28 protein-coding genes and 1 tRNA gene are annotated in these 25,619 nt (G+C 45.0%); 8 read left to right on the top strand and 21 right to left on the bottom strand.

What is annotated here, in order from left to right; all coding sequences use genetic code 11:
- Positions 1-32: 32 nt before the first annotated feature.
- Positions 33-109, bottom strand: a tRNA-Pro gene (locus tag FD975_RS04400).
- A 60-nt stretch (positions 110-169) separates the two neighbouring features.
- Between FD975_RS04400 and FD975_RS04395 the strand changes: the two genes are divergently transcribed.
- Positions 170-535 carry a hypothetical protein gene (locus tag FD975_RS04395; protein ID WP_215303427.1) on the top strand — a complete coding sequence of 122 codons (366 nt, stop codon included), beginning with the start codon at positions 170-172 and terminating at the stop codon, positions 533-535.
- Positions 536-624: 89 nt separating this feature from the next.
- Positions 625-2,718, top strand: coding sequence for a TonB-dependent receptor (locus FD975_RS04390; protein ID WP_215303426.1), 2,094 nt, complete (start codon positions 625-627; stop codon positions 2,716-2,718).
- 8 nt (positions 2,719-2,726) lie between these two features.
- Here the strand turns inward: FD975_RS04390 and FD975_RS04385 are convergent, their stop codons facing one another.
- From FD975_RS04385 to FD975_RS04365, 5 genes are all read right to left on the bottom strand, one after another.
- A complete protein-coding gene (locus tag FD975_RS04385) occupies positions 2,727-3,254 on the bottom strand; it encodes a chromate transporter (protein ID WP_215303424.1) in 528 nt (175 codons plus the stop codon).
- The gene (locus FD975_RS04380; protein WP_215303423.1) at positions 3,251-3,817 is read right to left on the bottom strand and encodes a chromate transporter; all 567 of its coding nucleotides are present in this window, start codon (positions 3,815-3,817) and stop codon (positions 3,251-3,253) included. Before FD975_RS04380 ends, FD975_RS04385 begins: the two co-directional genes overlap by 4 nt.
- Before the next feature lie 2 nt (positions 3,818-3,819).
- Positions 3,820-4,647 (bottom strand): hypothetical protein, encoded by an 828-nt coding sequence (locus tag FD975_RS04375; RefSeq protein ID WP_215303422.1) that lies wholly within the window; start codon positions 4,645-4,647, stop codon positions 3,820-3,822.
- Between the two features lie 52 nt (positions 4,648-4,699).
- Positions 4,700-5,605: a polyphosphate kinase 2 gene (ppk2, locus tag FD975_RS04370; protein WP_215303420.1), complete on the bottom strand. Its 906-nt coding sequence runs from the start codon at positions 5,603-5,605 to the stop codon at positions 4,700-4,702.
- A 64-nt stretch (positions 5,606-5,669) separates the two neighbouring features.
- Complete coding sequence (locus FD975_RS04365) at positions 5,670-6,443, bottom strand: 1-acyl-sn-glycerol-3-phosphate acyltransferase (RefSeq protein ID WP_215303419.1); 774 nt, start codon at positions 6,441-6,443, stop codon at positions 5,670-5,672.
- Between the two features lie 82 nt (positions 6,444-6,525).
- Here FD975_RS04365 and FD975_RS04360 point away from each other — a divergent pair, with 82 nt between their 5' ends.
- Genes FD975_RS04360 through FD975_RS04345 form a run of 4 tightly spaced genes read left to right on the top strand, consistent with a single transcriptional unit; the run spans position 6,526 to position 9,755 of the window.
- A complete protein-coding gene (locus tag FD975_RS04360; RefSeq protein WP_371743393.1) occupies positions 6,526-7,335 on the top strand; it encodes a UDP-2,3-diacylglucosamine diphosphatase in 810 nt (269 codons plus the stop codon).
- Positions 7,332-8,360 (top strand): glycosyltransferase family 1 protein, encoded by a 1,029-nt coding sequence (locus FD975_RS04355; protein ID WP_215303417.1) that lies wholly within the window; start codon positions 7,332-7,334, stop codon positions 8,358-8,360. The genes FD975_RS04360 and FD975_RS04355 overlap by 4 nt, the downstream gene beginning before the upstream one ends.
- Positions 8,361-8,369: 9 nt before the next feature.
- Positions 8,370-8,774 carry a diacylglycerol kinase gene (locus FD975_RS04350; protein WP_215303415.1) on the top strand — a complete coding sequence of 135 codons (405 nt, stop codon included), beginning with the start codon at positions 8,370-8,372 and terminating at the stop codon, positions 8,772-8,774.
- Positions 8,775-8,816: 42 nt separating this feature from the next.
- On the top strand, positions 8,817-9,755 hold the full coding sequence (locus FD975_RS04345) for a GNAT family N-acetyltransferase (RefSeq protein WP_215303413.1): 939 nt from the start codon (positions 8,817-8,819) through the stop codon (positions 9,753-9,755).
- On the opposite strand, the gene ppx is transcribed toward FD975_RS04345, so the two are convergent.
- Positions 9,756-11,321 carry an exopolyphosphatase gene (gene ppx, locus FD975_RS04340; RefSeq protein ID WP_256443841.1) on the bottom strand — a complete coding sequence of 522 codons (1,566 nt, stop codon included), beginning with the start codon at positions 11,319-11,321 and terminating at the stop codon, positions 9,756-9,758.
- Positions 11,322-11,418: 97 nt separating this feature from the next.
- Positions 11,419-11,631: a GDCCVxC domain-containing (seleno)protein gene (locus tag FD975_RS10530; RefSeq protein ID WP_215303411.1), complete on the bottom strand. Its 213-nt coding sequence runs from the start codon at positions 11,629-11,631 to the stop codon at positions 11,419-11,421.
- A 203-nt stretch (positions 11,632-11,834) separates the two neighbouring features.
- Between FD975_RS10530 and FD975_RS04330 the strand changes: the two genes are divergently transcribed.
- The gene (locus FD975_RS04330; protein WP_215303409.1) at positions 11,835-12,050 is read left to right on the top strand and encodes a hypothetical protein; all 216 of its coding nucleotides are present in this window, start codon (positions 11,835-11,837) and stop codon (positions 12,048-12,050) included.
- An 8-nt stretch (positions 12,051-12,058) separates the two neighbouring features.
- On the opposite strand, the gene phoR is transcribed toward FD975_RS04330, so the two are convergent.
- From phoR to FD975_RS04275, 11 genes are all read right to left on the bottom strand, one after another.
- Positions 12,059-13,357: a phosphate regulon sensor histidine kinase PhoR gene (gene phoR, locus FD975_RS04325; RefSeq protein WP_215303406.1), complete on the bottom strand. Its 1,299-nt coding sequence runs from the start codon at positions 13,355-13,357 to the stop codon at positions 12,059-12,061.
- Between the two features lie 61 nt (positions 13,358-13,418).
- Positions 13,419-14,132 (bottom strand): phosphate regulon transcriptional regulator PhoB, encoded by a 714-nt coding sequence (gene phoB / locus FD975_RS04320; protein ID WP_215303405.1) that lies wholly within the window; start codon positions 14,130-14,132, stop codon positions 13,419-13,421.
- 26 nt (positions 14,133-14,158) lie between these two features.
- Positions 14,159-14,866, bottom strand: coding sequence for a phosphate signaling complex protein PhoU (gene phoU, locus FD975_RS04315; protein ID WP_114654336.1), 708 nt, complete (start codon positions 14,864-14,866; stop codon positions 14,159-14,161).
- A gap of 12 nt (positions 14,867-14,878) precedes the next feature.
- Entirely contained in the window at positions 14,879-15,667 is a 789-nt protein-coding gene (pstB, locus tag FD975_RS04310; protein ID WP_215303825.1) for a phosphate ABC transporter ATP-binding protein PstB, read from the bottom strand.
- A 56-nt stretch (positions 15,668-15,723) separates the two neighbouring features.
- Positions 15,724-16,590, bottom strand: a complete 867-nt coding sequence (gene pstA / locus FD975_RS04305) for a phosphate ABC transporter permease PstA (protein ID WP_215303403.1) — start codon at positions 16,588-16,590, stop codon at positions 15,724-15,726.
- Positions 16,587-17,576, bottom strand: a complete 990-nt coding sequence (gene pstC / locus FD975_RS04300) for a phosphate ABC transporter permease subunit PstC (protein WP_215303401.1) — start codon at positions 17,574-17,576, stop codon at positions 16,587-16,589. The genes pstA and pstC overlap by 4 nt, the downstream gene beginning before the upstream one ends.
- Before the next feature lie 84 nt (positions 17,577-17,660).
- Positions 17,661-18,683 carry a phosphate ABC transporter substrate-binding protein PstS gene (gene pstS, locus FD975_RS04295; protein WP_215303400.1) on the bottom strand — a complete coding sequence of 341 codons (1,023 nt, stop codon included), beginning with the start codon at positions 18,681-18,683 and terminating at the stop codon, positions 17,661-17,663.
- A 115-nt stretch (positions 18,684-18,798) separates the two neighbouring features.
- Positions 18,799-20,142 carry a phosphoglucosamine mutase gene (glmM, locus tag FD975_RS04290; RefSeq protein ID WP_215303398.1) on the bottom strand — a complete coding sequence of 448 codons (1,344 nt, stop codon included), beginning with the start codon at positions 20,140-20,142 and terminating at the stop codon, positions 18,799-18,801.
- A 49-nt stretch (positions 20,143-20,191) separates the two neighbouring features.
- On the bottom strand, positions 20,192-21,061 hold the full coding sequence (gene folP, locus FD975_RS04285) for a dihydropteroate synthase (protein WP_215303396.1): 870 nt from the start codon (positions 21,059-21,061) through the stop codon (positions 20,192-20,194).
- 24 nt (positions 21,062-21,085) lie between these two features.
- Positions 21,086-22,963, bottom strand: coding sequence for an ATP-dependent zinc metalloprotease FtsH (ftsH, locus tag FD975_RS04280; RefSeq protein ID WP_215303395.1), 1,878 nt, complete (start codon positions 22,961-22,963; stop codon positions 21,086-21,088).
- Between the two features lie 126 nt (positions 22,964-23,089).
- Complete coding sequence (locus tag FD975_RS04275; protein WP_215303393.1) at positions 23,090-23,764, bottom strand: RlmE family RNA methyltransferase; 675 nt, start codon at positions 23,762-23,764, stop codon at positions 23,090-23,092.
- A gap of 138 nt (positions 23,765-23,902) precedes the next feature.
- Here FD975_RS04275 and FD975_RS04270 point away from each other — a divergent pair, with 138 nt between their 5' ends.
- The gene (locus tag FD975_RS04270; protein ID WP_215303391.1) at positions 23,903-24,529 is read left to right on the top strand and encodes a YhbY family RNA-binding protein; all 627 of its coding nucleotides are present in this window, start codon (positions 23,903-23,905) and stop codon (positions 24,527-24,529) included.
- A gap of 98 nt (positions 24,530-24,627) precedes the next feature.
- On the opposite strand, the gene FD975_RS04265 is transcribed toward FD975_RS04270, so the two are convergent.
- Together FD975_RS04265 and greA are read right to left on the bottom strand one after the other, a co-directional pair.
- Positions 24,628-25,113, bottom strand: a complete 486-nt coding sequence (locus tag FD975_RS04265; protein ID WP_215303389.1) for a DUF4149 domain-containing protein — start codon at positions 25,111-25,113, stop codon at positions 24,628-24,630.
- A gap of 18 nt (positions 25,114-25,131) precedes the next feature.
- Positions 25,132-25,608: a transcription elongation factor GreA gene (gene greA, locus FD975_RS04260; protein WP_215303388.1), complete on the bottom strand. Its 477-nt coding sequence runs from the start codon at positions 25,606-25,608 to the stop codon at positions 25,132-25,134.
- Positions 25,609-25,619 lie beyond the last annotated feature (11 nt).

Below are 25,619 nucleotides of genomic sequence, written 5' to 3'. Positions count from 1 at the left end.
TACTGGGACTGAAAACTAATACAAAGAAAAAGTGGTCGGAGTACAAGGATTCGAACCTTGGACCCCCTGCTCCCAAAGCAGGTGCGCTACCAGGCTGCGCTACACTCCGACGGAACCGATATTCTACACTGAGATGGCCTACCGGGGCAAATACTGTAAGATTCGGTGCATGAAAGCCTTATTTATAAGCAGATTGAACAAGCATTTCCGGGGATGGATCGCCCTGGGCTTTTTGCTTGCCAGCTTATTAGGCGCTCACTGGATTGGCTTCGCCCATAGCATTGCTCACTCCGGGATCCATCACCAAAGTGTTGAGCAGACTTGTGTGGATCAAGCCCCTTCGCTTGGTCATGATTTGCCAAGTTGCCATTTACTCGATGCACTTACGCTTGCTGGGTTCGCTGTTTCAGAGCCCACTCTTTTCCTTGCCAATAACTTCTTGCATGAAGTGCAATTGGCATCGAATGAATCTTTACCAGCCCGCATTCATGTAGGCCTGTATCAATCTAGGGCTCCACCTAGCCTCATCCTATAAATCGCCCATAACGCCAGACTAGATTGTTTGGCTTCTAGATTTATTGCGCCATGCGGTCGGTGGTGCGCATTAGGATTGAAGGAAATATCATGGATCAAATCAGTAAGCCATTGGCTAAACAAAAGCTGATCTACGTTTTAGTATCTGGATTAATTGGTACTGCTGCTTTTGCTCAATCAGAACCCTCGTTTGAAATTACTGCCACAGGGTCTCAAGAGGCTACACAAAGCATTTTGACGCCTACCAAAATTTTGCAAGGTGATGAGCTGCTTAATAAATTGGGCACTACCTTGGGCGCCACACTTGCCAACGAATTAGGTGTATCAGCAACAGGCTATGGAGCAGGATCATCTCGCCCTGTTATTCGTGGACTTGAGGGTGCTCGTGTCCAGATTTTGCAAAATGGATTATCAGTAGGCGATGTCTCGAATATCTCTCAAGATCACGCTGTTGGTAACAATATGCAAAATACCCATCAAGTAGAAATTTTGCGTGGTGCAGCAGCCCTACTCTACGGCTCAGGCTCAAGCGGAGGACTTGTTAACGTCGTTAATGATCGAATCCTAACTAACTTACCCGATAGAGCAACAGGTGCAGTTAATACCAGTTATGAGACAGTGAATAACGGTAGAGCTGGCGCCGTTGAAGTAGATGGGGCGTTTGGCTCGGTAGCCGTTCACGTTGATACCGCAATTAATAATGCGAATGACTATCGTATTCCAGGTTACGCAAATCAAGGCGGACCCAACCAAGAATGGTCGATCAATCCAGGGGAGCCACAAAGTGTTCCATATTCTGGAAAACTACCTAACTCATTTAGCAATCAAAATAATTTAGGTGTTGGCGTTTCTTATATTGGTCAGAACGGCTATACCGGTGTTTCAGTCGAGCGCCTGAATAATAATTACGGTATTCCAACACCAGAAGGTGGTTCGATTAATCAGTCGCAGAATCGCTATGACTTACAGCATCAAACCCGCGATCCATTTGCGGGCTTCTCTTCATTTAAATTTAGTGCAGCGAATTCGAATTACAACCATACAGAATTTAATAACACTGGTGAAGCTGCTTCACTCTGGAAGAACATTTCCAACGAGGCCCGCTTTGAGTTGGCTCATAATCCTATTGCCGGCTGGAAAGGCACCTTCGGGGCACAAGTCTCTGCAGCCTCACTCAACGCAACTGAAGTTGGCTCTGGAAGCTACGCAATTGTGCCGCCAACAAAAACGAATTCGAATGCCCTATTTTGGATTGAGGAAGGTAAATGGAATTCCTTGCAAGGTAATTTGGGTCTACGCTACAACAATGTGGCGCAGAAACCGAATTTAGGGACGGATTTAGACCTTGGTCAACAAACTACAACCGGCGTCACTCCAGATATAACCTTACAAAACCGCACATTCAATTTAATGTCCTACTCCGCTGGTGGCTTGTGGAACTTTATGCAAGGTCATGGCGCCGGTGTTGCCTATACCGTTTCTCAGCGTGCGCCTAGCGCTCAAGAACTTTACTCTTATGGTGCACATGAATCTACGGCAACATTTGACATTGGTAACCCTAACCTCAATAAAGAAACCTCACACAATCTTGAATTGAACATTCAAAAAACTAGCGGTTTGATGCGAGCTAAAGCCAGTGTTTATGCAAATAAATTCAATAACTATATCTATGGTTATTACACGGGTGCGGCAATTAATAATGGGGGTGAAGAAGGCGATGGATTTAGCGTGGTAACTGCTCAACAAGCAGCAGCAACTATCAAAGGTGTTGAAGGTGAGTTGACATATAACTGGCAACAGCATGGCGTGGGTGGTCGCGTTTTCGGAGATGCCTCTCAAGGCACTTTTGATGCAGGCGGCAATTTACCCTTACAGCCTGCTCCACGATTAGGCGCAGAACTGGCTCATCAACGAAATGGCTGGCTCACCAATGCAACGTATATCTATAGCTATCAACAGAATAGATTGGCTAGTTGGGAAATCGGTCCTGCGCCAAGTTATAACCTCTTGAATGCAGGCATCTCCTATACAGAGAAAATTAAGGATGTGAATTGGACTGTGTATATGAATTTGAAGAACTTACTTAATGAGCAAATTCGATATGCCACTACACCAATGGCTGTGAGACTCTTCGCTCCGCAACCAGGCAGAAGTCTCATGGTTGGCTTGCGAGGAACTTTCTAAGCTTTAGACTATTTTAGGTAAGCCATCAATAAAGCACCCAATCCTCCGGAGCCAAGAATGACTAATACTGGGTTAATTTTGGTTCTGAGGATAAGGTAAAGGGTCATCAGTGCAAGCGCCGCAGTCACACCTCCCACGATAGAAGCTTTGCCCACGGCATAAACGCCAGAGGCCATTAGGCCAATTGAAATCGGCTCCAATGCATTTTGAATGGAACGTCTCCAAGGATTTTCACCAAAGCGATTCCACAGGCGGCCAACATAGAAACACAAGAAGCTCGACGGCAAGAAAAAGGAGAGTAGTACAACCCCTGCTCCCATTAGTCCTGCAATTTGATAGCCAATGACTAGGACCATCAACATATTCGGCCCCGGTGCCAACTGACAAATACTGTAAATATGAACAAATTGAGTATGGTTAACGCCAAACTGTTGCGCCAAGACTGTTTGCATCTCTGGCAATACGGCAGTGCCTCCGCCAACCGCCAAAATCGATAGCAAGGCAAAGCTCAAGGCCAGATGAATTAATGCACTCATACTTTTTTACTCGGCCGATATAAGTACAGAGAAATCGGCGCCATAATCAAAATGACATAGGGTAAAGATAATTTGGCAATACTCATTAATAAAAAGGTGCAAATAATAATGAGCAAAGATTGCATGTGTCTCCAATGATCACTGCCAATCTTGTAAGTGATGGCAGCCAAAAGTCCAGTAGCTGCAGCAGCAATGCCTGCCAACACATAGTTAACCAAAGGATGATCTGCAGCACTCGCATAGATGATGCCTACTGCTAATACAAAGATTGATCCCGGCAGAATGAGACCTATGGTTGCAGTAATTGCACCCAAGGCACCACGCAAATGGTCGCCAGAGATCACTGCGAGGTTTACAGAATTGAGACCTGGCATCGTTTGACTAATGGCCAGGTAGGCCATAAATTCATCTGCGGAAAGCCACTTACGTTTCTCAACCAATAAGATCCGCTCATAGGCAATAATCCCACCACCAAAGCTAACTGCTCCAATGATGAAAAATTGTATAAAGAGATCTTTTAGACTCGGCACTTCAGCATGAACGCCCTCAATATCTGAACCCATTACTATTCTGGCTTTCCATAAACCAAAGCAGTTTTAGTGCTACCTATTTCCAACCAGTTTGCAAGCTCGATTTGAAGTTTTTTGAAGAACTTATCAGCACGCTTATGCGCCTTAGCTTGCTTCCTAATGGCATCGTTAACACGATAGGAGAATGCCAACTCACCAACAATCGGATCGCCAACACTTCTCATCCAGATTGCGATTTCACAATGGGCCTGAACACCATCACCAAAAACTAAATTACCAAGTGGTAAACAAGCTTCTAATATTTTATTAGTACTTCCACCAACAATACGAAGCGGCTTCTTCTTATCAATAGGTAGCTTGGCCAGGCCAGGGAAAAATTTGATAACACTAGATAAGGATCGTTCAAATAGACTATCTAGTGGTACCGCATCGAGAATTGCGTTGTTGGAATAAATAGATCTTGTTGATCCAATTGCATCTCCTCGTAGAATTTCTTCTTTGAGACGTAGGCGCGATTTGATCGATTTTTTGGGGGCAGGATTAAATTGGTTAGACTGGCCTATATCTCCTGTGCGGCACTTTAGAGTGACCTCACACCAGTCATCAACCCAAATATTTTGCCTGGACTCACGCACCCGCAGAATAATATTATTTCTACGGAAATCTTCACCTGGGGTATCGTAAAAATAAATGCTGCGCAAGCCTGTTTGCGCATTATCTAGATGGAAAAAATCGACCTTATTTTTCTTGCAGAAATTGAGAATCTGATCGCTTAGCTCAGTAATTCTGCTGCGCCTATCAAGACCCTGCGGCTTGATCAAGAGCTTGAACTCCCGATTGGTTATCTCTAGCTTTGATTTCAAAGTTTATCTCCCACTCATTAGTAGTGAGAGATTAACACCGTCCAGAAAACAATTAGTAAATCTCGGGGACGTACATACTCTTAGGGACTGGACCTCGGAGGTAATCGGGGTTATGAACCCGCTCTGGTAAGGTAACCACTGGATGATCAATCTCCCGATAAGGAATCTGATCTAAAAGATGCGAGATACAGTTGAGTCGCGCTTTTTTCTTATCATTAGCCGCCACAACCCACCAAGGAGCCTCGGGAATATTGGTTCTCTCGAGCATGGTTTCTTTGGCCTTGGTATACGCCTCCCAAAGGCGACGAGCATCCAAATCCATTGGACTAAGCTTCCACTGTTTCAATGGATCATGAATGCGCATCATAAAGCGGTTGTATTGCTCATCATCAGAAATGGAGAACCAGTATTTGATGAGAATAATTCCAGAACGAATAATCATCCGCTCAAATTCCGGAACTGTACGCAAAAACTCTTCGTACTCAGCGTCCGTACAAAAACCCATGACCTTCTCAACGCCAGCACGGTTATACCAACTACGGTCAAATAAAACGATCTCACCACCTGCGGGTAAATTGGACACATAACGCTGAAAATACCATTGGGTCTTTTCACGCTCGCTTGGTGCTGTAAGGGCAACCACCTTACAAACCCGGGGATTAAGTCGCTGGGTAATCCTCTTAATAGCACCACCCTTACCAGCAGAATCACGCCCTTCAAATAAAACAGCAACTTTAAGCTTATTCTCCACAACCCAGTCTTGAAGCTTCACCAGCTCGCCTTGCAGACGAAATAATTCCTTAAAGTAAACATTTCGAGGGATAACTGAGCCACTACCACCATCTTGCGAAAGGCGATCATCATCGAGCTCCATTTCGAGCTCTTCATCCATGCTATCTAGAATTTCTTCTTGAGCGCGCCGATACCACTCGGCCATCTCCTTATGCTTTGACGTCATTTATTCCTCTAAGGCTTTTTATCTTTGTATCCCAAGAGTATGACATTTTTATTACATATATTGCTTATAGGGTTTGGGCGATCGATTCCTGACAATATGCTGCCACCTGTTTACGATCAGAATCCCCTGAAATCTCGGCTCGATAGGCCTGCAAAAAGTGTATCTGGACCAGCAAGCCAGGCTCATGGATCACTCTAGACATGGATTCCAATAGCCCCATATCCCCAATAAAAGCCGGTGAGTCACTCCTCAAACCCGTTTTCTCACAGACATAGCGAATAGAGAGAGGATAAATCGGGCATTTGGCAGCCAAGGCAGACTCAAATAGATTGGGCTTAAAAGGCAATACCTGGGCCCCGTTAGTAGATGTTCCTTCTGGAAAAATGCAAATCGATTCAGTTTTGAGCACTTCTGCCATTTGCTCTACTACTTGCCTTGCATGACGCGCACTATCTCTACATATAAAAACCGTTCCTAATTGCTTTGCCATCCAACCAAAAATTGGCCAAGATCTTACCTCTGACTTAGCAACAAAGCGAATCGGCTTGCAGCTATTGATGGCATGAATATCTAGCCAAGAAATATGATTTGCTGCGAATAAAGAACGAGTAGCGATCACATCATCCAAACCAGTGACGACCAACTTTAGCTTAAAGATGAGGAGGAGACGCTGTGACCATTGTTGTATTTTGCGATCCTTTTGAGATTGGCTAGTAAACGGAAAGATCAAGGAAAGTGTGAAAACACCAGCAAGAATATGAACAAGCACCCTCACCCAAATTAAAATAGGTAATGTCTTGCTAGACAATGTTTCATCTTTTGATGCATGAAGTTTCATAAGCTCAGAATATAAATCAAGTCATCAAACTGACTTAAAAGTGTCATGAGGCCTTCATAAATGACAGGCTAAATATGAACTCATGATGCACTACAGAGCTATCTGGATTTCAGATGTACACCTAGGAACTTCTGGGTGTCAGGCTCAGTACCTCCTCGATTTCTTGAAACACAATGAGGCAGATACTTTTTATTTGGTCGGTGACATTATTGATGGCTGGAAATTAAAACGCTCTTTCTACTGGCCGCAATCTCACAATGACGTAGTTCAGAAGTTATTGCGCAAAGCTCGTAAAGGCTCTGAAGTCATTTATATCCCCGGCAATCATGATGAAGCTGCAAGACAATACTTTGGCATGTCTTTTGGGGATATCAAAGTTCAAGAAGAGGTAATCCATACCACGCTTGATGGTCGAAAGCTCTGGGTTACTCATGGCGATTTATTTGATGGGGTAATGCAATACGCCAAGTGGCTCGCCTACGTGGGCGATTCCATGTATACCTTCATCCTCTATATCAATCGCTATTTCAATATGTTGCGTGTAAAGATGGGTTTACAGTACTGGTCTCTTTCCCAGTACCTCAAGCATCAAGTCAAAAATGCAGTGAGTTATATCGCTGATTTTGAACACATCATGGCTAGAGAAGCGCGCTTGCGGGATTGCGACGGCGTTGTGTGCGGTCACATTCATAAAGCAGAAATTCGCGAGATTGATGGCCTGCTCTATTGCAATGATGGCGATTGGGTTGAGAGCCTCTCCGCACTAGTTGAGACCACTGAAGGTGAACTCAAAATTATTTACTGGACCAAGATCAAAGGTGATCTAGTTCAGACTCCTGAAATTACTCATCAACCTGCTATTCAAGTTCCTATTACAGAGGCTATCGCATGAAAATTATGATTATTACGGACGCATGGGATCCCCAAGTCAACGGCGTTGTCAGAACTCTCAAGCAAACCCGTGCTGAATTAATCGCTATGGGTCACGAAGTAGAGATGATCACACCGAATGGTTTTAAATCTATTCCCTGCCCTACTTATCCGGATATTGCGCTATCCCTGTTTCCCGGCAAAGAGGTGGCACGCAGAATTAAAGAATTTGCTCCTGATGCGATGCATATTGCAACCGAAGGTCCTCTAGGACTTTCTGCACGCTCCTACGCTGTTAAAAATAATCTACCCTTCTCTACCGCATACCATACACGCTTTCCAGAGTACGTGAAAGCACGCACCGGAATTCCATTGGCCATCACTTATGCCTTTATTCGTTGGTTCCATGGCCCTTCAATGGCAGTGATGGCACCTACTATTGTGGTTAAAAATGATCTTGAAGAATACGGACTCAAAAACGTAGTGCTCTGGTCGCGTGGAGTTGATTTAGACATCTTCAAAATGCAAGACTCCAAAGCACTCAATAGTGCGCACCCGATTTTTCTATACGTCGGACGCGTTGCCGTAGAAAAAAACATCAATGCATTCTTAGAAATTGATTTGCCAGGCTCTAAGTGGGTAGTTGGCGATGGCCCTGCCATGGCAGAGATTAAGCAAAAATATCCCAATATCAATTACCTAGGTGTTTTACAGCAAGATGAACTAGCCAAGGTATATGCAGCCGCCGATGTATTTGTATTCCCAAGCAAAACCGATACATTTGGCTTGGTATTACTTGAAGCTATGGCCTGCGGCACCCCTGTTGCCGCCTATCCAGTTACCGGCCCAATTGATGTTTTAGGCGACTCTCCCGCTGGTGCAATGCACGAAGATCTGCGGGAAGCCTGTATACAAGCCTTACGAATTCCACGTGAGCTAGCCAGAGCACATGCCGAGAAATTCTCCTGGAGAGCTGCTTCAGAGCAGTTTGCCAAACACCTCAAACCTGTGCCTTCTGCGCAAGTTCATGTCACCGCCTTAGCTTAAGAAGATATTTTGACTACCCCTTACGATATTAAGCAAAATCCACACAAAGGAAATCGTGGACTAACAAGAGCTTGGCATGCTGCAAAAAACTCTTGGTGCGGCATTGTGTATGCGTTTAAAGAGGAGAGTGCATTTAGGCAAGAACTCACCTTACTAGCCTTGCTAACTCCAATAGCATTATGGATGCCAGTGAGTCCAGTAGAAAAATGCATCCTCATTACATCGCTACTACTTGTTTTAGTGGTGGAGCTACTCAATTCCAGCGTTGAAGCGGCAATTGATCGAATCTCCTTTGATCATCATGACCTATCTAAAAGAGCTAAAGACTTTGGCTCAGCAGCCGTCATGTTGGCACTACTGATAGCCGCTCTACTTTGGGCCACCATTTGCCTCCCCCTTGTCATCAATTGGTAACAGAGCCCTTTTACGATTGACTTAACCTAAATAAGGAAACTCATGTCCGATATCCCAAATCCTCTCGCTGCATTTGATCTGTTTAATGGGCGATTTGAGCAAAAGCCAAAAAAAGAGAAGACCAGCAAAGCCAAAGCAATTAAAAAGCTTTTTTCCAAGAAAATTGCCAAGAAATTATTCGGTAAAAAGTTTGCTTTGCGTGCACGCAACGAAGTTTTAGCTATTGAGCCGATTGCTAACGAGAAAGTAATTAGCAAAGCCAAGCGCCCTGGTTTTCAAATTAGCTGGGCCTCAAATCCTAAGGAAGTGAAGGAAGCTCAACGTTTGCGTTTCAAAGTATTTGCAGAGGAAATGGGTGCAAGCCTACCAGCTCATCCTGAAGACTTGGATATCGATGAGTTTGACGCCTACTGCGACCATCTCCTCATACGCGATCAAGAGACACTGAAGGTGGTTGGTACCTATCGAGTCCTACCACCGCACAAAGCCGCCGAGATTGGTCGCCTCTACTCCGACTCTGAATTTGATCTTTCTCGCCTCAATCACTTGCGCCCCAAGATGGTTGAATTAGGTCGATCATGTGTTCATGCTGACCATCGCTCAGGCGCAGTCATCATGGCATTGTGGAGCGGACTAGCCCAGTACATGCAAAAACACGATTATGAAATCATGCTTGGATGTGCAAGTATTCCTATGGCAGATGGCGGTCATTTTGCTGCTAGCCTATACAATTCACTGAGCAATGATCAAATGGCTCCAGTAGAAAATCACGCCTTCCCGAGACTACCACTGCCCTTGGAGCGCTTAAATGGCGGTTTACAAGTTGAGCCACCGCCCTTGATTAAAGGCTACCTTAAGTTAGGCGCTAAGATTTGCAGTGCGCCAGCCTGGGATCCAGATTTTAATACTGCAGACGTACTCACCATGCTCCGCTTATCTGAAATCAATCCACGCTACGCCAAGCACTTCTTAGGTTTGTAATTAACGTAAGATTACTGTGTAAGGACGGCCGATACGTTCCCACTCGGCCGCTTCCTTTAGCAAACTAAATTCGGTCAAAGGATGCTCCTCAACCCAATCTTTTGATAGGCTCACAATATAAGAGCTGTCTACTTCAGATACCTTGACTTTGGGAAGTTGAATATCACTCCTACCGCGGCAAAGCACCTGTGACAAGCGCAAGCAGAACAGCATTCGCCAATCTCTAAAACTAGAATTATTCGCTAATTTTCCGAGCTTGCCGGCATGACCTATAAGTAGTGCAGCCAACCTTGCCTGGTCATTCTTCGAAAATCCCGGCATATCTGCATTACCTGCAATGTAAGCAGAGTGCTTGTGATAGCCATTATGAGCAATCGATAAACCGATTTCATGAAGATTGGCAGCCCATTGCAATAATGCAATGTTATCTTCCCGATCCTCAGAGTCCGGCTTTGGTAGTTGAGATAAAAATTCTGCGGCGTGTATCCCTACTCTCTTTGCCTGCTCACGATCAACAGCATAGCGTTGCATAAACTGCTCTACTGTAACGAAGCGCATATCGTCATGTTGGGAACGGCCCAGGAGGTCATACAAGACCCCTACACGTAGTGCAGCGTCTGTGACCTCCATACTTTCAATGCCCAGCTCATCAAATACAGCGATCATGATGGCCAAACCGCCCGGCCAGACTGATCGACGATCATCTTTAAGACCCTGAAGCTCAACCTGACTAAGATTTTCATACTTGAGAAGATGCTTCTTCATGGCTCTCAAGCCTTCGCGTGTAATAAGGCCACTAGCGCCATTGACACGCCCCATGGTCAAGCCTTCACTTTGCTGGCCATTAAAGTTATTTTCAGCGATCAGATCTGCCAAAGCACGCGCAGTTCCTGAAGAGCCAATCACCTGTTTCCAGCCACTCTTGAGGTAAGCACCAGAGATCACTTGAATCTCTCGACGCGCTGCTAATTCGGCTTCCTTGAAAGCATGAGCATCAATATTGCCTTTAGGGAAAAACCGTAGACTATGGGAGACGCAGCCAATATAGAGACTCTCCATCAGCTTTGGCTCATAGCCTTTACCGATGATAAATTCGGTAGAGCCACCGCCTATATCAACCACCAAGCGATTTCCCTGAACAGCTGAGACCTCATGAGCAGCACCAATATAAATCAGGCGCGCTTCTTCAACCCCAGCAATTACTTCAATAGGGAAACCCAAAGCTTCTTCGGCATCACGAATAAAGCTAGGAGCATTTTTTGCTACCCTCAAGGTATTAGTAGCAACAGCACGTACCTTGGAAGGATCAAAGCCCCGAATGCGCTCACCAAAGCGACGAATCGCTGTCAGACCACGCTGATAAGCGTCATTTCCTAATAACTTGTTATCAGTAAGACCGGCCGCAAGACGCACAGACTCCCGCAGAGTATCAATGGGGCGCAGCTGAGTTCCCGATGGTGTTTTCACCACCTGAGCAACGAGCATACGAAAGCTATTCGACCCAAGGTCGACCGCTGCCACCAGATCGCGAGGAGTATTTCCTGAAATATCTTTATTAACAGCCAAAATTCTTCCAGTTAACAGGTTTCAATATCAATATGTCTATTTTATGAAACTCTCATGACATATTCATGAAAATGAACCCTAGTCTACTGGCAAAAGCTTAAGCGGCTAAATTTTGCTCGGAACTACTGCAATCCCTGTTGGCAAAGCTACACAATATGCAGCAATCCCCAGATTTTGCTTTTAGGAGGCCATTACATGAGGGACATCTGTAAAGGTGCATGGAGCTAGCTTGGGCAATATCCAAAATTTCATAGCCCTGACAATTCGGGCAAGTAATGATGGCATGCTGAGTTTGATTCAATCTATTCACAAACTGATCATGACAGGGAAATATTTCACAAATAAGACAAGCTCGCTAATTAAAGAAATAAAAGCTAAACGGTGTTTTTATTAGTATCGGCAACCTCAAATCACAGCTCTACCCCCTGCACTAAAGCCAATATTCTCAAAAATTATTTTTGTCACATTACTTTGCTAGGATTACCCCGTTCTTACAACTTTACGTGGAAATTTATGAGTGAATATAAGTACGAAGACGCTGTTAAACAGCTTCAAGAGTCCGGAGCCATCGGCTTACAAGACTTTAAAAACCTATCTTATGAGGACCTCACTGAACTTCTAGAGGAAATTAAAGTCTGGTGCCTTTACGCCAACGGTAAGTTAGATAAATTACCTAAGGAATCTAAACGCAAGAAGGATAAAAAAGATAAGAAAGGCAAAAAGGATTAAGTCCCAAGCTAATCCGTCAGCCTCTCCTTAGGGAAGCGCATCGTAAATGTACTTCCCTTTCCGGGCGTGCTCTCAATAATTAATTGTGCTTGATGTCGACTGGCAATATGCTTAACAATAGCTAGCCCCAGGCCAGTTCCACCGGTATCGCGTGAGCGACTACGATCTACTCTATAGAAGCGCTCGGTAAGCCTAGAAAGATGCTCAGAAGCGATTCCTGGGCCAGTATCCACAACTGAGAATTCACCCTCTCCTGCGGCGTTTACGCGCCAAGATGCGCTAATAGAGCCAACATCAGGCGTATATCGAATGGCATTAGAGACTAAATTATTAAATGCCGAGAGAATTTCCCGCTCTTCTCCCAGAATATTTTTAGAGCTCTCAACATCGAAGTGAAAAGCGTGATGACCCTGAGAGAGTGCCTCAGCATCATTTTTCAGAAGCGCCATGACAGTCTGCATTTGTATGGGCTGGGTTGGTGCCGGCAATGAATTCGCTTCTAAATTAGCTAAAGTTAGCAAGTCCTCTACAAGGCTTTTCATACGCTGGGCTTGAGACATCATCATCTCAAAATATTGATCTTGTTGGGCTTTATCTAAATCTAAAGATTGGATTGTTTCCAGAAACCCCATTAACACGGTAATGGGTGTTCTCATCTCATGGGAAACGTTTGCTACAAAGTCCCGCCGCATGGCATCCGCTTTTTGTAGATCTGTGACGTCTTGCACCAAGAGTAAGTGACGCTTCTCACCAAAAGGAAAAGCTTGCAACATCAAACTCAGATTTGATTTAGGGCCCATACGCTCTAAAAGTAATGGCTCCTCAAAATGACGATCATGAAGATAGCGAATAAACTCAGGTCGACGGATCAGGAAATTAATACGCTGCATCACATCACGTTTGAATTGAAGACCAAAGAAGCGTTCTGAAATCGCATTACACCATTCAATTTGATCTTGATCATCCAGCATCATGATGCCGTTTGGCGAGGCCTGAAACGCTTCAATAAACCGATCGTGTTGTTTCTCAACAGAAAGCATTTGCAACTTAAGATTGCGCACTAATCGTTGCAGGTAAAAGAAAACCTCTTCCCAATAACCACTAGGCAGTGGCATTGACTCTAGTCTATCCTCTACAGTGTATTTTCGTAGGCGCGCTAAATTAATGTAGGAGTAAATCAGCGGAATCGAGAGAAAAGCAATGCCGACTGAAATGCCTGTAATAGGGCCAACATTATTTTGGGCAATCAAAGCAACTAAAAAAGCTGCACAAACAAGAAGAAAAAAGCGGAAAAAAACGGAGAACATTCCGCAATCTTAGAGCATCTGCTGCAGGAGACTAGAAAAACTGAAGTCCACCCAATAAATATCAGGTCTGGGTGGGTGTTTTTGTGATTCGGTAGCCGCTACCCCGAACCGTCTCTACGTAGCGATCACAGTCTGCCGGGGATAAGGCTGCTCTGAGCCGCTTGATATGAACATCAACTGTACGCTCTTCTATGTAAACCTCATTACCCCAGACCTTATCGAGCAAGCCCTCACGAGAATGAACTCTTTCTGGGTTGGCCATCATAAATTGCAACAATCGGAACTCTGTAGGCCCTAAAGATAAAGTCTGCGGATCACTATTTGGCCACGTAGCACTCACACGATGGGAAACTGGATCGAGCTTTAATGGACCAACAGATAAGGGGCCATCCCCCTCTAGCGGAATTTGTCGGCGCAACAATGCTTTGACACGAGCAACCAACTCTTTCGGAGAAAAAGGCTTGGTCACGTAATCATCGGCTCCGGAATCAAGGCCCAAGACCTTATCGTTCTCTTCGCTCTTGGCGGTCAGCATGAGTATCGGCAAAGATCTAGTGCGCTCATTTGCCCTAAGCTCTCGGGCAAACTGAACGCCAGATTTACCAGGTAGCATCCAATCCAAAATCAATAGATTAGGAAGCTCATCGCGCATCATGTTTGCGGCAACGTCAGTTTGAAGCGCCTTTTGCACCTCAAATCCCGCATGGCTTAAATTAATTGCAATGAGTTCAGCAATTGAAGGCTCATCCTCAACAATCAATATTCGGTGAGTCATAGCAAATTCCGTTTTAGTGTCAATAGTTACGGTTTATTCGCCTCGCGAACCAAGTCCTCATGGGGGATATGACGCACATCCGAGCCCTTAGCAATATAAATTACAAACTCTGCAATATTCTTGGCATGATCACCAATGCGTTCAATGGCTTTAGCAATTGTGAGCATATCTAAGCCAGTAGAGATTGTATGTGGATCTTCCATCATGTAAGTAATCAACTTACGAACAAAGCCCTTGAATTCTTCATCGATCTGGCGATCTTCCTGAACTACTTCGGCTGCTGCCACAGTATCTAAGCGAGCAAAAGCATCTAAGCTGCGACGTAACAAAGAAATGGCCATCTGACCTGATAAGCGAATCTCAGCGACATTGATATTGTTGGCGACACCAGACTCAATCAAACGCTTAGTCCTTTTGGCTACACGCTCTGCTTCATCACCAGCGCGCTCTAAATTAGTAATCGCTTTTGATACCGCCATCACTAAACGTAAATCTCGAGCAGTTGGTTGGCGACGTGCAATCAATTCCGTACAAGCCATATCGATTTGAATTTCGAGATCATTCACGATCTTTTCATTAGCGATCACGACATTACAAGTATCAATGTCCATCTGCGTAAACGCACGCATTGCAGAAGAAATTTGGGACTCAACAAGGCCGCCCATTTCCAGCAAACGACTAGAGAGAGAATTTAAATCGGCATCAAACTGCGAGGAAAGGTGTTTATCTGGCATATTTATCTCCAATTAACCGAATCGACCGGTTATGTAATCTTCTGTTTCTTTACGCTTAGGCTTAATAAAGATTTCATCGGTTTTACCGTACTCAATCAAGCTACCAAGGTACATATAAGCAGTGTAGTCTGATACACGTGCTGCTTGCTGCATATTGTGGGTCACAATCGCAATCGTGTACTCATGTTTTAGCTCATTAATGAGCTCTTCAATTTTTCCAGTTGAAATTGGATCCAATGCTGAAGTTGGCTCATCCAAAAGAATTACGGAAGGCTTTACCGCTACACCTCGAGCAATACATAAACGCTGCTGCTGACCACCTGATAGTGAAAGACCACTTTGATTTAACTTGTCTTTTGCTTCATTCCATAACGCAGCTTTGTTTAAAGCCCACTCTACACGCTCATCCATTTCAGAACGGGAAAGCTTTTCGTATAAACGGACACCAAAGGCAATATTTTCATAAATCGACATTGGGAAAGGAGTTGGTTTTTGGAAAACCATTCCAATTCGTGAGCGCAAGAGATTAAGATCTTGTCCAGGCTCTAGAATATTCTGACCATAGAAGTTGATCTCCCCTTCTGCCCGTTGTCCAGGATACAGGTCATACATACGATTGAGTGTGCGGAGCAATGTAGATTTTCCACAGCCAGACGGACCAATAAATGCCGTGACTTTGCCTTCCTCAATATCCAAGTTAATATTTTTTAGACCTTGAAAGGATCCATAGAAGAAGTTCAAGTTGCGAACCTCTAGGGCATTTTTAACATCACTTTTTTCTGGTGTAGTTGTGTCGTTCATTCTTATTCCTTGACTATCAATCGTATTTAAGTCAAACATGGTTTTCATATTACTCATTAACTCTGTACTTTCTGGCGGAACACTACGCGCGCAAGAATATTCAGACCCAGTACAGCAAAGGTGATTAGTAAAGCTGCAGCCCAGGCTAAATCAACCCAGTTATCGTAAGGGCTCATTGCAAATTGGAAAATCACCACTGGTAAGTTGGCCATTGGTGCATTCATATTGCTAGAGAAAAACTGATTGTTTAGGGCAGTAAAGAGCAATGGCGCCGTTTCGCCACTGACACGAGCAAGTGCCAGCAAAATACCAGTAATCACTCCGCTTTGAGCTGCGCGCAAGGTAATCATGAATGCTACTTTCCACTTAGGGGTACCTAAAGCATAAGCAGCCTCTCGCAAGCTGCCAGGCACTAAGCGCAGCATGTTTTCAGTTGTACGAACTACTACTGGAATAGCAATTAAGGCTAAAGCAATTGTGCCGGCCCAACCTGAGAAGTGCCTTACTTGTGCAACCACAACAGCATAAACAAACAAACCAATCACAATCGATGGCGCAGATAACATGATGTCAGTCACAAAGCGGGTTACTGAAGCCACTTTACTTCTATCTCCGTACTCCGAGAGATATAGTCCGGCCAAGACGCCAATCGGCGTACTAATCAGAGTACAGCTACCTACAATCATTAAGCTACCAACAATCGCGTTCGCCAAACCCCCACCCTCTGAACCAGGCGCAGGTGTGCTTTGAGTGAATACATCAAAGTTAATTGAAGAAAAGCCTTTTAGAAATAAAACAGTCAAAATCCATAGCAAAAATGCCATACCTAGTGCCATAGCAACTGTGGAGAGCAATAAACCAATCTTATTGGCGCGCTTACGTTTGGCAAAAATTGCTGGATCTAAATTAGATAAGCCGTTCATGTTTTAAGTCCCTGCTTTTTTTCCATACTGATGAGCATCCACTTGGCAATCGCCAACACAACAAAAGTAATCATGAATAGCGCAAGGCCTAATGCAAATAAAGATGAATAATGGGCTCCAAGTTCGGCCTCACCGAATTCATTAGCCAATGTTGAGGCAATCGAATTACCTGGTGAGAATAATGAAGCAGAAAGGCGATGTGCATTACCAATCACAAAAGTCACCGCCATGGTTTCACCAAGCGCCCTACCCAAACCCAGCATGATGCCGCCGATTACTCCCGCTTTTGTATAAGGGAGCACAACATTCTTAACCACCTCCCAAGTAGTGCAGCCAATACCATAGGCTGATTCTTTCAGAACTGGTGGAACGATTTCAAAGACATCACGCATTACCGAGGCAATAAAAGGCAAAATCATCATTGCCAAAATTAGGCCGGCACACAAAACGCCGATACCATTCATTGCGCCAGAAAAGAGTATGCCTAAACCCGGCACTTGGCCTAAGGTTGCTTGTAATGCGGGCTGAATATAATCAGCAAAAATAGGTGCAAAAATAAATAAGCCAAACATACCGTAAATGATCGATGGCACAGCCGCGAGCAACTCAACAGCGGTTCCCAAGGGTCTGCGAAGGGGTGCTGGACAAAGCTCAGTCAAAAATACGGCAATACCAAAGCTCAGAGGAACGGCAATCAGTAAGGCAATCAAAGAGGTAACTAGAGTGCCATAAATAGCAATGAGGCCACCGAACTCACCATTAATGATGTCCCACTCTTTTGTAAAGAAAAAACCAACACCAAATTTATCCAATGCCGGCCAAGCGTTTATCACCAAGGAAATGATGATGCCAACAAGAGCAATCAATACAGATAAAGCAAAAAATTGCGTTATTCCATGGAATAAAAAATCTTGAATACGTTGCAACTTAGCAATACGCAAAGCCTGGGGCGTTGGCGCTGAGTGTGACTGTGTTGATTCAATCATGTTTTGACTTCATTTAATGATGAAACAGCCCCACCCATCAGTGGAGCTGTTTCAGCGTTGAGATTAAACAATCAATCTAACAAATTACTTAGTAGCAATATTAGACCAGACATTCTTACGAATAAAGTCAGTAGTCACATCAGGCATTGGAACATAGTCGAGCTCAAGAGCCATTTGCTTACCTTCTTTGAAAGCAAAGTCAAAGAACTTCAATACTTCAGCAGAGTTAGCTTTCTTCTCTGGGTTTTTGTACATCAAGATGAATGATGCACCAGTGATTGGCCATGACTTAGCACCAGAAGCATTGGTGATGAATGTGCCCATACCTGGAATCTTAGACCAGTCGGTACCTGCCGCAGCTGCTGCAAAGGTTGTATCGTCAGGCTGAACAAATTGACCATCTTTGTTTTTCAATGAAACACTGATCAGCTTGTTTTTCTTGGCATATGCATACTCTACGTAACCAATCGCACCTTTAACTCGAGATACGTTCGCAGCAACACCTTCGTTACCTTTGCCGCCTACAGAAGATGCAGCAGGCCATTTAACAGCCGCGCCTTCACCAACAGCATCTTTCCAGTTTTGACTTACTTTAGCCAAATAATTGGTAAAAATTGCAGTAGTTCCAGAGCCGTCCGCACGGTGAACAACGGTGATTGGCAAATTTGGCATCTTCATGCCAGGATTATTCAACACAAGGCGTCTGTCGTTCCAGTTGGTGATTACACCTTGAAAAATATCAGCCAAAGTATCTGGTGATAACTTGAGCTCGTAAGGTTTAACGCCTTCAACGTTAATTACTGGAACCACACCACCAATAATCGCTGGGAATTGAACTAAACCTTCTTTTTCTAAATCCTCAAATTTCACTGGATTGTCAGATGCACCGAAGTCTACAGTCTTTGCTTTAATTTGCTTGACACCACCGGAAGAACCAATGGATTGGTAATTTAAATTTGAGCCAGTCTTTGCTTTGTAGGCTTCTGCCCATTTAGCGTACATTGGGTATGGGAATGTTGCGCCAGCACCGGTCATATCGGCTGCAAAAGCAACTGGGGCTACTGAAATCGCACCAATAACTAGCGCTTTTTTCAAAAATGATTTCATGTGAAGTAATCCTCGTTTAGTTCTCGCAACATTGCGATAACTGAACAATACGGATTCAGTATGACCCTTTTGTGACAAAGAATTTATTGGAAAATATCTCAATAAATTCAATTACTTAGGCGGATGGTATTAAGCTAGCAATATTTTTCGCGGCACTAAGGGCAATAGCGTCATCATTGGCTTCGACCATCACTCTAAGGACAGGCTCAGTACCGGAAGCCCTAATCAGTACCCTGCCCGTACCTTTGAGCTCTGTTTCTACTTGAGAAATCTGGGATTTAAGAGCGCTGTCCGCCTTCCAGTCGTACCCCGCCTTAAATTTAATATTGAGAAGCACTTGGGGGAAGATTTTTACGGAATCCAGTAGTTGAGCCAGGCTCTTCTTGGCCTGACTCATAGCGGCCAGGACCTGCAATGCGGCAATGGTGCCATCCCCAGTAGAGTGCTGATCTAAACACAGGAGATGACCGGATCCCTCGCCACCAATGATCCACCCTTTTTGTTTAAGCAACTCCAAGACATAACGATCGCCCACATTGGCACGCTCAAATCCAATACCCAATGCTTTGATGGCATTTTCAACGGCCAAGTTGGTCATCAAAGTACCGACCACGCCGCCTAAATTTTCTCCGCGGGAAAGACGATCTTTGGCGAGTACGTATAAGAGTTCATCACCATTAAATAATCTTCCTGAAGCGTCTACCATCTGCAAGCGATCGGCATCCCCATCCAAAGCTATCCCAAGATCCGCTTTAGTCTCTTTGACTTTTTCAATTAATGCCGCTGGAGCAGTGGCACCGCATCCATCATTAATGTTTCTACCATCGGGATGAACTCCAATCGAAATGACTTCTGCACCAAGCTCATGAAAAACATGAGGAGCCGTGTGATATGCGGCACCATTGGCGCAATCTACTACCAACTTCATTCCCTTGAGATTGAGCTCACCGGGAAAAGTCGATTTACAAAATTCAATATAACGACCAGCAGCATCATCAATACGAAATGCCTTGCCTAATTCTTTAGAGCTAACACAGCCCATCGGTTTAGCAAGTTCAGCTTCGATTGCTAATTCAAATTCATCGGTGAGCTTACCGCCTTCGGCGGAGAAGAATTTAATACCGTTGTCTTGATAAGCATTATGTGATGCTGAAATCACTACACCGGCAGATAAGCGCAAGGCCTTAGTAAGATAAGCAACACCGGGTGTTGGCATAGGACCGCACAACTTGACGTCAACACCCGCGGCAGCGAAGCCTGCCTCTAAAGCGGCCTCCAATAAATATCCAGAGACACGGGTATCTTTTCCAATCAATACTTTGCAACGCTCACCTGGCTTTGCGTTTTGGACCAGGACTTTTCCAGCAGCATAGCCAAGGCGAGTAATGAACTCGGGAACAATCGGAAATTGCCCTACTTCACCGCGGATGCCATCAGTACCAAAGTATTGTTTTTTCATAGGTTTAATTATAAAACTTGTGGCTATCTGGATTACTAGACCTAGTGACCTAGTTCTGAACCGCTGCCCATATCTTGAGTGCATCAACAGTTTCAGGCACATCATGCACCCGAATAATACGAGCACCACGGTCAGCAGCCAGAATGGCAGCGGCAACACTGGGGGCTACCCGCTCATTAGTATCTCGGCCTGTTAATTTACCCAACATCGATTTACGAGAGATCCCCGCCAAGACCGGATACCCCAATTGGGAGAATTGATCAAATTCAGCCAGCATCTTAAGGTTATGCTCCAAACTCTTCCCAAATCCAAATCCAGGATCGATGGCAATTCTATTTTTAGCAACGCCTGCATTCACTAACAAGTTAACGCGCTCTTGTAAAAATTCTTTTACCTCTGCAATCACATCTTGATACTCAGGATCAAATTGCATTGTTTGTGGATCGCGTTGCATATGCATCAAAACAATGCCGCATTGCTTATCTGGATTATCTTGATCACTCTCAAGAATTGCTTCAACTGCGCCCTCTTGTCGTAATGCCCAGATGTCATTCACGCAATCGACTCCAGCCTTGAGTGCTTGGCACATGGTCTCGGCTTTATAGGTATCGATTGACAAGGCTACGCCGCAATCTTTTAAAGCTTCAATCACTGGCAAGACACGATCTAATTCTTCCTGGAGTGCTACAGGCTCTGCGCCTGGACGGGTCGATTCGCCACCGATATCAATGATGTCTACGCCATTAGCAATCATGTGCTCTGCTTGCGCAATAGCATCACTTGGAGTTCTGAACTTACCACCATCCGAAAAGGAGTCTGGTGTGGCATTCAGAATACCCATCACCAGTGGGCGCTGATGTTTACTGAAATCAAAAAGAAAACGCCCGCAACGCCATGTTGCGGGCAGATTTTGCTTCATCACCTTGCTATTAGCTAGAGCTAATTAAGCAGTCGCTGGTGCAGCACCCGCAGCAGGACCTGGCGTACCAGCAGAGTTACCAAACTGGGTTGCTGGTGGCGGCTTTGGTGCACGTGGTGGACGGCCTTCCATGATGTCATTGATTTGTTCAGCATCAATAGTTTCCCATTCCATCAAAGCAGCAACCATAGCTTCAACCTTGTCACGGTTTTGCTCAAGAATGGATCTTGCCAATGCATATTGGCTATCTACCAATGCGCGAATCTCTGAATCCACCTTTTGCTGAGTTAACTCAGAAACTGTTTTGGAGCTGGAACGACCGAACATACCTTCAGATTCAGTATCGACGTAGACCATAGTACCTAAGCTATCACTCATACCGTAACGAGTCACCATGTCACGCGCCATTTTGGTAGCACGCTCAAAGTCATTCGATGCGCCTGTACTCATGGAATGCAAGAAGACTTCTTCAGCAGCACGGCCACCAAATAAAATCGCCAACTCTTCCATCATGCGGTCTTTATACAAGTTCACACGATCAAATTCTGGTAACTGCCATGTCACACCAAGAGCCATACCGCGCGGCATAATGGTGACCTTATGTACTGGGTCAGCTTTAGGCAATACCTTAGCAACGACTGCGTGACCAGACTCGTGATACGCCGTATTACGACGCTCTTCTTCACGCATCACAGCAGACTTACGCTCAGGACCCATGTAGATCTTATCTTTAGCATCTTCAAAGTCTTTCATGTCGACAGCACGCTTGTTGCGACGCGCTGCAAACAATGCAGACTCATTAACCAAGTTTGCTAAATCAGCGCCCGAGAAACCAGGAGTTCCACGCGCCAATACAGCTGCATCGACGTCCGGATCAATTGGCACCTTACGCATATGGACTTGCAGGATTTGCTCACGACCACGAATGTCTGGCAAGCCAACGTGTACTTGACGATCGAAACGACCTGGACGCAATAAGGCGCGATCCAAAACGTCAGAACGGTTAGTTGCAGCAACCACAATCACACCGCTATTGCTTTCAAAGCCGTCCATCTCAACCAGCATTTGGTTCAGAGTTTGTTCACGCTCATCATTACCGCCGCCCATACCAGCACCACGATGACGACCAACCGCATCAATCTCATCAATAAAAATGATGCAAGGAGAATTTTTCTTGGCGTTCTCAAACATGTCACGCACACGTGATGCACCGACACCAACAAACATCTCCACGAAATCAGAACCAGAGATAGAGAAGAAAGGAACCTTTGCTTCACCTGCAATCGCACGTGCCAGCAAAGTCTTACCAGTACCCGGAGGGCCTACTAGCAATACGCCATGCGGAATACGGCCGCCCAGCTTTTGAAACTTTTGCGGATCCTTCAAAAAGTCAACGATCTCAAAGACCTCTTCTTTAGCTTCATCGCAACCAGCAACATCAGCAAAAGTAACAGTATTGCTATTCTCATCAATCAAGCGGGCTTTAGATTTTCCGAATGAGAATGCCCCGCCCTTGCCACCACCTTGCATCTGACGCATCATGAAGAACCAGAAACCAATAATCAATAAAGTCGGTCCAAGGTAATACAAAGCAGAAACCAGCATATTTGGCTCGTCATCCGCTTTACCGGTTACCTGAACACCAAATTTCATGAGATCGCCAACCATCCAAATATCTCCCGGGGAGATGATGGAGTACTTGCTGCCGTCATTCGGAGTCACTTGCAGAGTGCGACCTTGCACATCAACTCTTTTTACTTTGCCAGCTTTGGCATCGTCCATGAATTGAGAATAAGTGACTTGATTGGCGTCTTTTGGCTTATCAAACTGTTTAAAAACAGTAAAGAGCACGAGACCCACAATGAGCCAAACACCAATTTTTTGCAGCATGTTGTTATTCAAAACAGACCTTTGCCGGATTAATCCGGGAGTTAAAGCGGATTGCTATACCTAAGTATTTGATTCTACTACTAGGCTTTTTCAAGGGCTGAGACCCAATTTATTTAATAAGCCCCTACTTTTAGGGGGTTATTTGGGTGGCTTCAGGTCTCTACCCAATAAAAAGATCTCCGAAGACTTTGCTCTAGAGGCCTTAGGCTTTCTGGAAGCGACCGTTTTAAAGACCCTTTTAAAGGATTCTACGATTTGGCTATAGCCACTACCGTTAAAGCACTTAATCAGTAAGGCCCCATCAGGCTTGAGGTGCTGAACCGAAAAATCCAGTGCAATTTCAGCCAAAAAGGCCATCCGAGCCGCATCCGCTACGCCGACCCCAGATAAATTGGGTGCCATATCCGACATCACTAGATCGACTTTTCCATCTGCATCGGCAGGCAAAAGCGCTTCAAGCGCCTTTAAGCCCTCATCCTCACGAAAGTCCCCTTGAATAAAGGAAACATCAGCAATATCCTCCATTGGCAGGATATCAATCGCAATGATGGTTCCATCTGGTTTTCCGGATTCAATATTCGGATTATTTTTCCCCAGCTCAGTCAGCCGATTACGGGCGTATTGGGACCAGCTCCCAGGAGCACTCCCCAGATCCACAATGGTCATACCTGCTTTGATGAGTCGGTCCTGCTCGTCTATTTCGCTCAGTTTATAAACGGCTCGTGCGCGATAACCCTCTTTTTGAGCCATCTTCACGTAAGGATCATTTAAGTGATCCTGCAACCAACTTTTATTAAATTTATTCTTTGCCACAACTTACCCACTTTCGACGTCCATTTTCCTTGTTTATGCCCTACAAGGCAAAAGGAATCGACTTAAAACAACTTCATATCCACATATATGAGGCCGAAAGCCCTGTTTTACAAGCCCTAATGCTCTATCATCGAGGCCATGACTGCACTTACTATTACCCCCGCACAACGTAAATCCCTTAAAGCCGATGCCCATGGACTGAGCCCAGTTGTCATGATCGGTGGCGATGGCCTGACCCCTGCGGTCATTAAAGAGGCAAAGTTAGCAATTTCTCATCACGGTTTGATTAAAGTTCGCGTATTTGGTGATGATCGTGATGCGCGTATTGCCATCTATGAAGAGCTTTGCGACAAACTAGGTGCAGCTCCAATTCAGCATATCGGAAAACTACTCGTTCTGTGGAAGCCTATCGATATCGTCGATGCAGCAATGCTCAATTTAGGTCGATCAAGCAAGCAAACTAAGAAATCATTGCAAGCTCCACGTACTAAGCGTCAACCAAATCGAGTTGTGGCAAAAGCTGGCGTTCGCACCAGCACTTCCGAGAGGTCGGATCGTCGCTCTGCAGCGAGCAAGTCACCATTTGAAAGAGCGGCTGCAGTAAAAAGCGCTACCCCGAAGAAGCGTGTTCTACGCGCTGATGCTGCTGAATCCAAAATTGGTTGGTCATCACCGGGCTATCGCAAGGCAGTTGCTGCACCGGCTCCGATTAAGAAGCGCAAAGTCCGTATGAGCAGCACGAAGAAGAAATCTTTAGGTTCTTAAGCTGAATATTGCAGCTTACTGCTACCAAATAAAAAACGCCGCTAGTCGGCGTTTTTTATTACTTAACTCTTGGCTTAACTTTTACCTTGGCTCTGACTTCATCTTTTAGTGAGTCGCCAAACCAAGAAGATGCCCAGAAGACTCTGCAGCATAAATAGAATGCTGGAGGCACCATGCAGCCTGCCAAACAAAGTTGCTGAGGGTGAGAGCATGACTGGCATACCTTGGTCTAAAGCGTTATCCCTCAGAGTATTCATCCAAGGAATGAAAACAAAAGCGGCTGCAAGGGAACATAGCAACATCGCCAATAAGAGCCAACGAATGATTCTGAATTGATTGAGCCCACGATTCACCAAGAGATTGGCTAATACCATCAGACCGATGCACACAATCAAACTAAGGTAAGCCTCTAATTTAAAAATGCTGCCAGCAACCATGCCCGCTGCCTGACGGTCACTCATGGTGCTAAAAATCGCCGGTGCAACTAAGTAGCCTACTGCGAGAAGGCTACCAACCCAAATACCTGCAATCAAAATAAAGAGTCTTTGAGCCCCAATATGGTCAGAGGTCTCTAAGGTTTGCATATTAATTCTGGGTTTGAATTAGATGTAACGAACCGCAAGAATTTCTACTTCGCGATTACCACCAGGGGCCTGAACAGCAACAACATCACCCTCTTCTTTACTAATCAAAGCCCGAGCAATCGGTGAGCTAATGGAAATCTTATTGACAGCAATGTCAGCTTCATCATCACCAACGATCTGATAGGTGAGCTTAGTGCCATCCTCTAGATCCTCCAGATCTACAGTGGCACCAAATACTACGCGGCCATTCACATCCAAAGTTGCTGGATCAATGATTTGGGCTGCAGAGAGCTTTCCTTCAAGCTCCTGAATGCGCCCCTCAATGAAGCCCTGCTTCTCTTTAGCTGCATCGTATTCAGCGTTCTCAGAAAGATCGCCCTGTGCACGTGCTTCAGAGATGGCATTAATCACCGATGGGCGCTCAACATGCTTTAAGCGATGCAACTCCTCCTTGAGGAGTTCTGCGCCACGCTTAGTAATAGGAATTGTGCTCATGCTTCTTACCT

This window comes from Polynucleobacter sp. AP-Jannik-300A-C4, from assembly GCF_018688335.1.
Lineage (GTDB): Bacteria > Pseudomonadota > Gammaproteobacteria > Burkholderiales > Burkholderiaceae > Polynucleobacter.
The sequence above is the reverse complement of the archived record's forward strand: the minus strand, read 5'-3'. Positions and strand labels throughout refer to the sequence as shown.

Excerpts from the sequence above, each read along its gene's own strand:
- FD975_RS04395 (WP_215303427.1), top strand. The coding sequence starts at position 170 with ATGAAAGCCTTATTTATAAGCAGATTGAACAAGCATTTCCGGGGATGG.
- FD975_RS04390 (WP_215303426.1), top strand. The coding sequence starts at position 625 with ATGGATCAAATCAGTAAGCCATTGGCTAAACAAAAGCTGATCTACGTT.
- FD975_RS04385 (WP_215303424.1), bottom strand. The coding sequence starts at position 3,254 with ATGAGTGCATTAATTCATCTGGCCTTGAGCTTTGCCTTGCTATCGATT.
- FD975_RS04380 (WP_215303423.1), bottom strand. The coding sequence starts at position 3,817 with ATGGGTTCAGATATTGAGGGCGTTCATGCTGAAGTGCCGAGTCTAAAA.
- ppk2 (WP_215303420.1), bottom strand. The coding sequence starts at position 5,605 with ATGACGTCAAAGCATAAGGAGATGGCCGAGTGGTATCGGCGCGCTCAA.
- FD975_RS04365 (WP_215303419.1), bottom strand. The coding sequence starts at position 6,443 with ATGAAACTTCATGCATCAAAAGATGAAACATTGTCTAGCAAGACATTA.
- FD975_RS04360 (WP_371743393.1), top strand. The coding sequence starts at position 6,526 with ATGATGCACTACAGAGCTATCTGGATTTCAGATGTACACCTAGGAACT.
- FD975_RS04355 (WP_215303417.1), top strand. The coding sequence starts at position 7,332 with ATGAAAATTATGATTATTACGGACGCATGGGATCCCCAAGTCAACGGC.
- FD975_RS04345 (WP_215303413.1), top strand. The coding sequence starts at position 8,817 with ATGTCCGATATCCCAAATCCTCTCGCTGCATTTGATCTGTTTAATGGG.
- FD975_RS04330 (WP_215303409.1), top strand. The coding sequence starts at position 11,835 with ATGAGTGAATATAAGTACGAAGACGCTGTTAAACAGCTTCAAGAGTCC.
- phoR (WP_215303406.1), bottom strand. The coding sequence starts at position 13,357 with ATGTTCTCCGTTTTTTTCCGCTTTTTTCTTCTTGTTTGTGCAGCTTTT.
- phoB (WP_215303405.1), bottom strand. The coding sequence starts at position 14,132 with ATGACTCACCGAATATTGATTGTTGAGGATGAGCCTTCAATTGCTGAA.
- phoU (WP_114654336.1), bottom strand. The coding sequence starts at position 14,866 with ATGCCAGATAAACACCTTTCCTCGCAGTTTGATGCCGATTTAAATTCT.
- pstB (WP_215303825.1), bottom strand. The coding sequence starts at position 15,667 with ATGAACGACACAACTACACCAGAAAAAAGTGATGTTAAAAATGCCCTA.
- pstA (WP_215303403.1), bottom strand. The coding sequence starts at position 16,590 with ATGAACGGCTTATCTAATTTAGATCCAGCAATTTTTGCCAAACGTAAG.
- pstC (WP_215303401.1), bottom strand. The coding sequence starts at position 17,576 with ATGATTGAATCAACACAGTCACACTCAGCGCCAACGCCCCAGGCTTTG.
- pstS (WP_215303400.1), bottom strand. The coding sequence starts at position 18,683 with ATGAAATCATTTTTGAAAAAAGCGCTAGTTATTGGTGCGATTTCAGTA.
- glmM (WP_215303398.1), bottom strand. The coding sequence starts at position 20,142 with ATGAAAAAACAATACTTTGGTACTGATGGCATCCGCGGTGAAGTAGGG.
- folP (WP_215303396.1), bottom strand. The coding sequence starts at position 21,061 with ATGAAGCAAAATCTGCCCGCAACATGGCGTTGCGGGCGTTTTCTTTTT.
- FD975_RS04270 (WP_215303391.1), top strand. The coding sequence starts at position 23,903 with ATGACTGCACTTACTATTACCCCCGCACAACGTAAATCCCTTAAAGCC.
- FD975_RS04265 (WP_215303389.1), bottom strand. The coding sequence starts at position 25,113 with ATGCAAACCTTAGAGACCTCTGACCATATTGGGGCTCAAAGACTCTTT.
- greA (WP_215303388.1), bottom strand. The coding sequence starts at position 25,608 with ATGAGCACAATTCCTATTACTAAGCGTGGCGCAGAACTCCTCAAGGAG.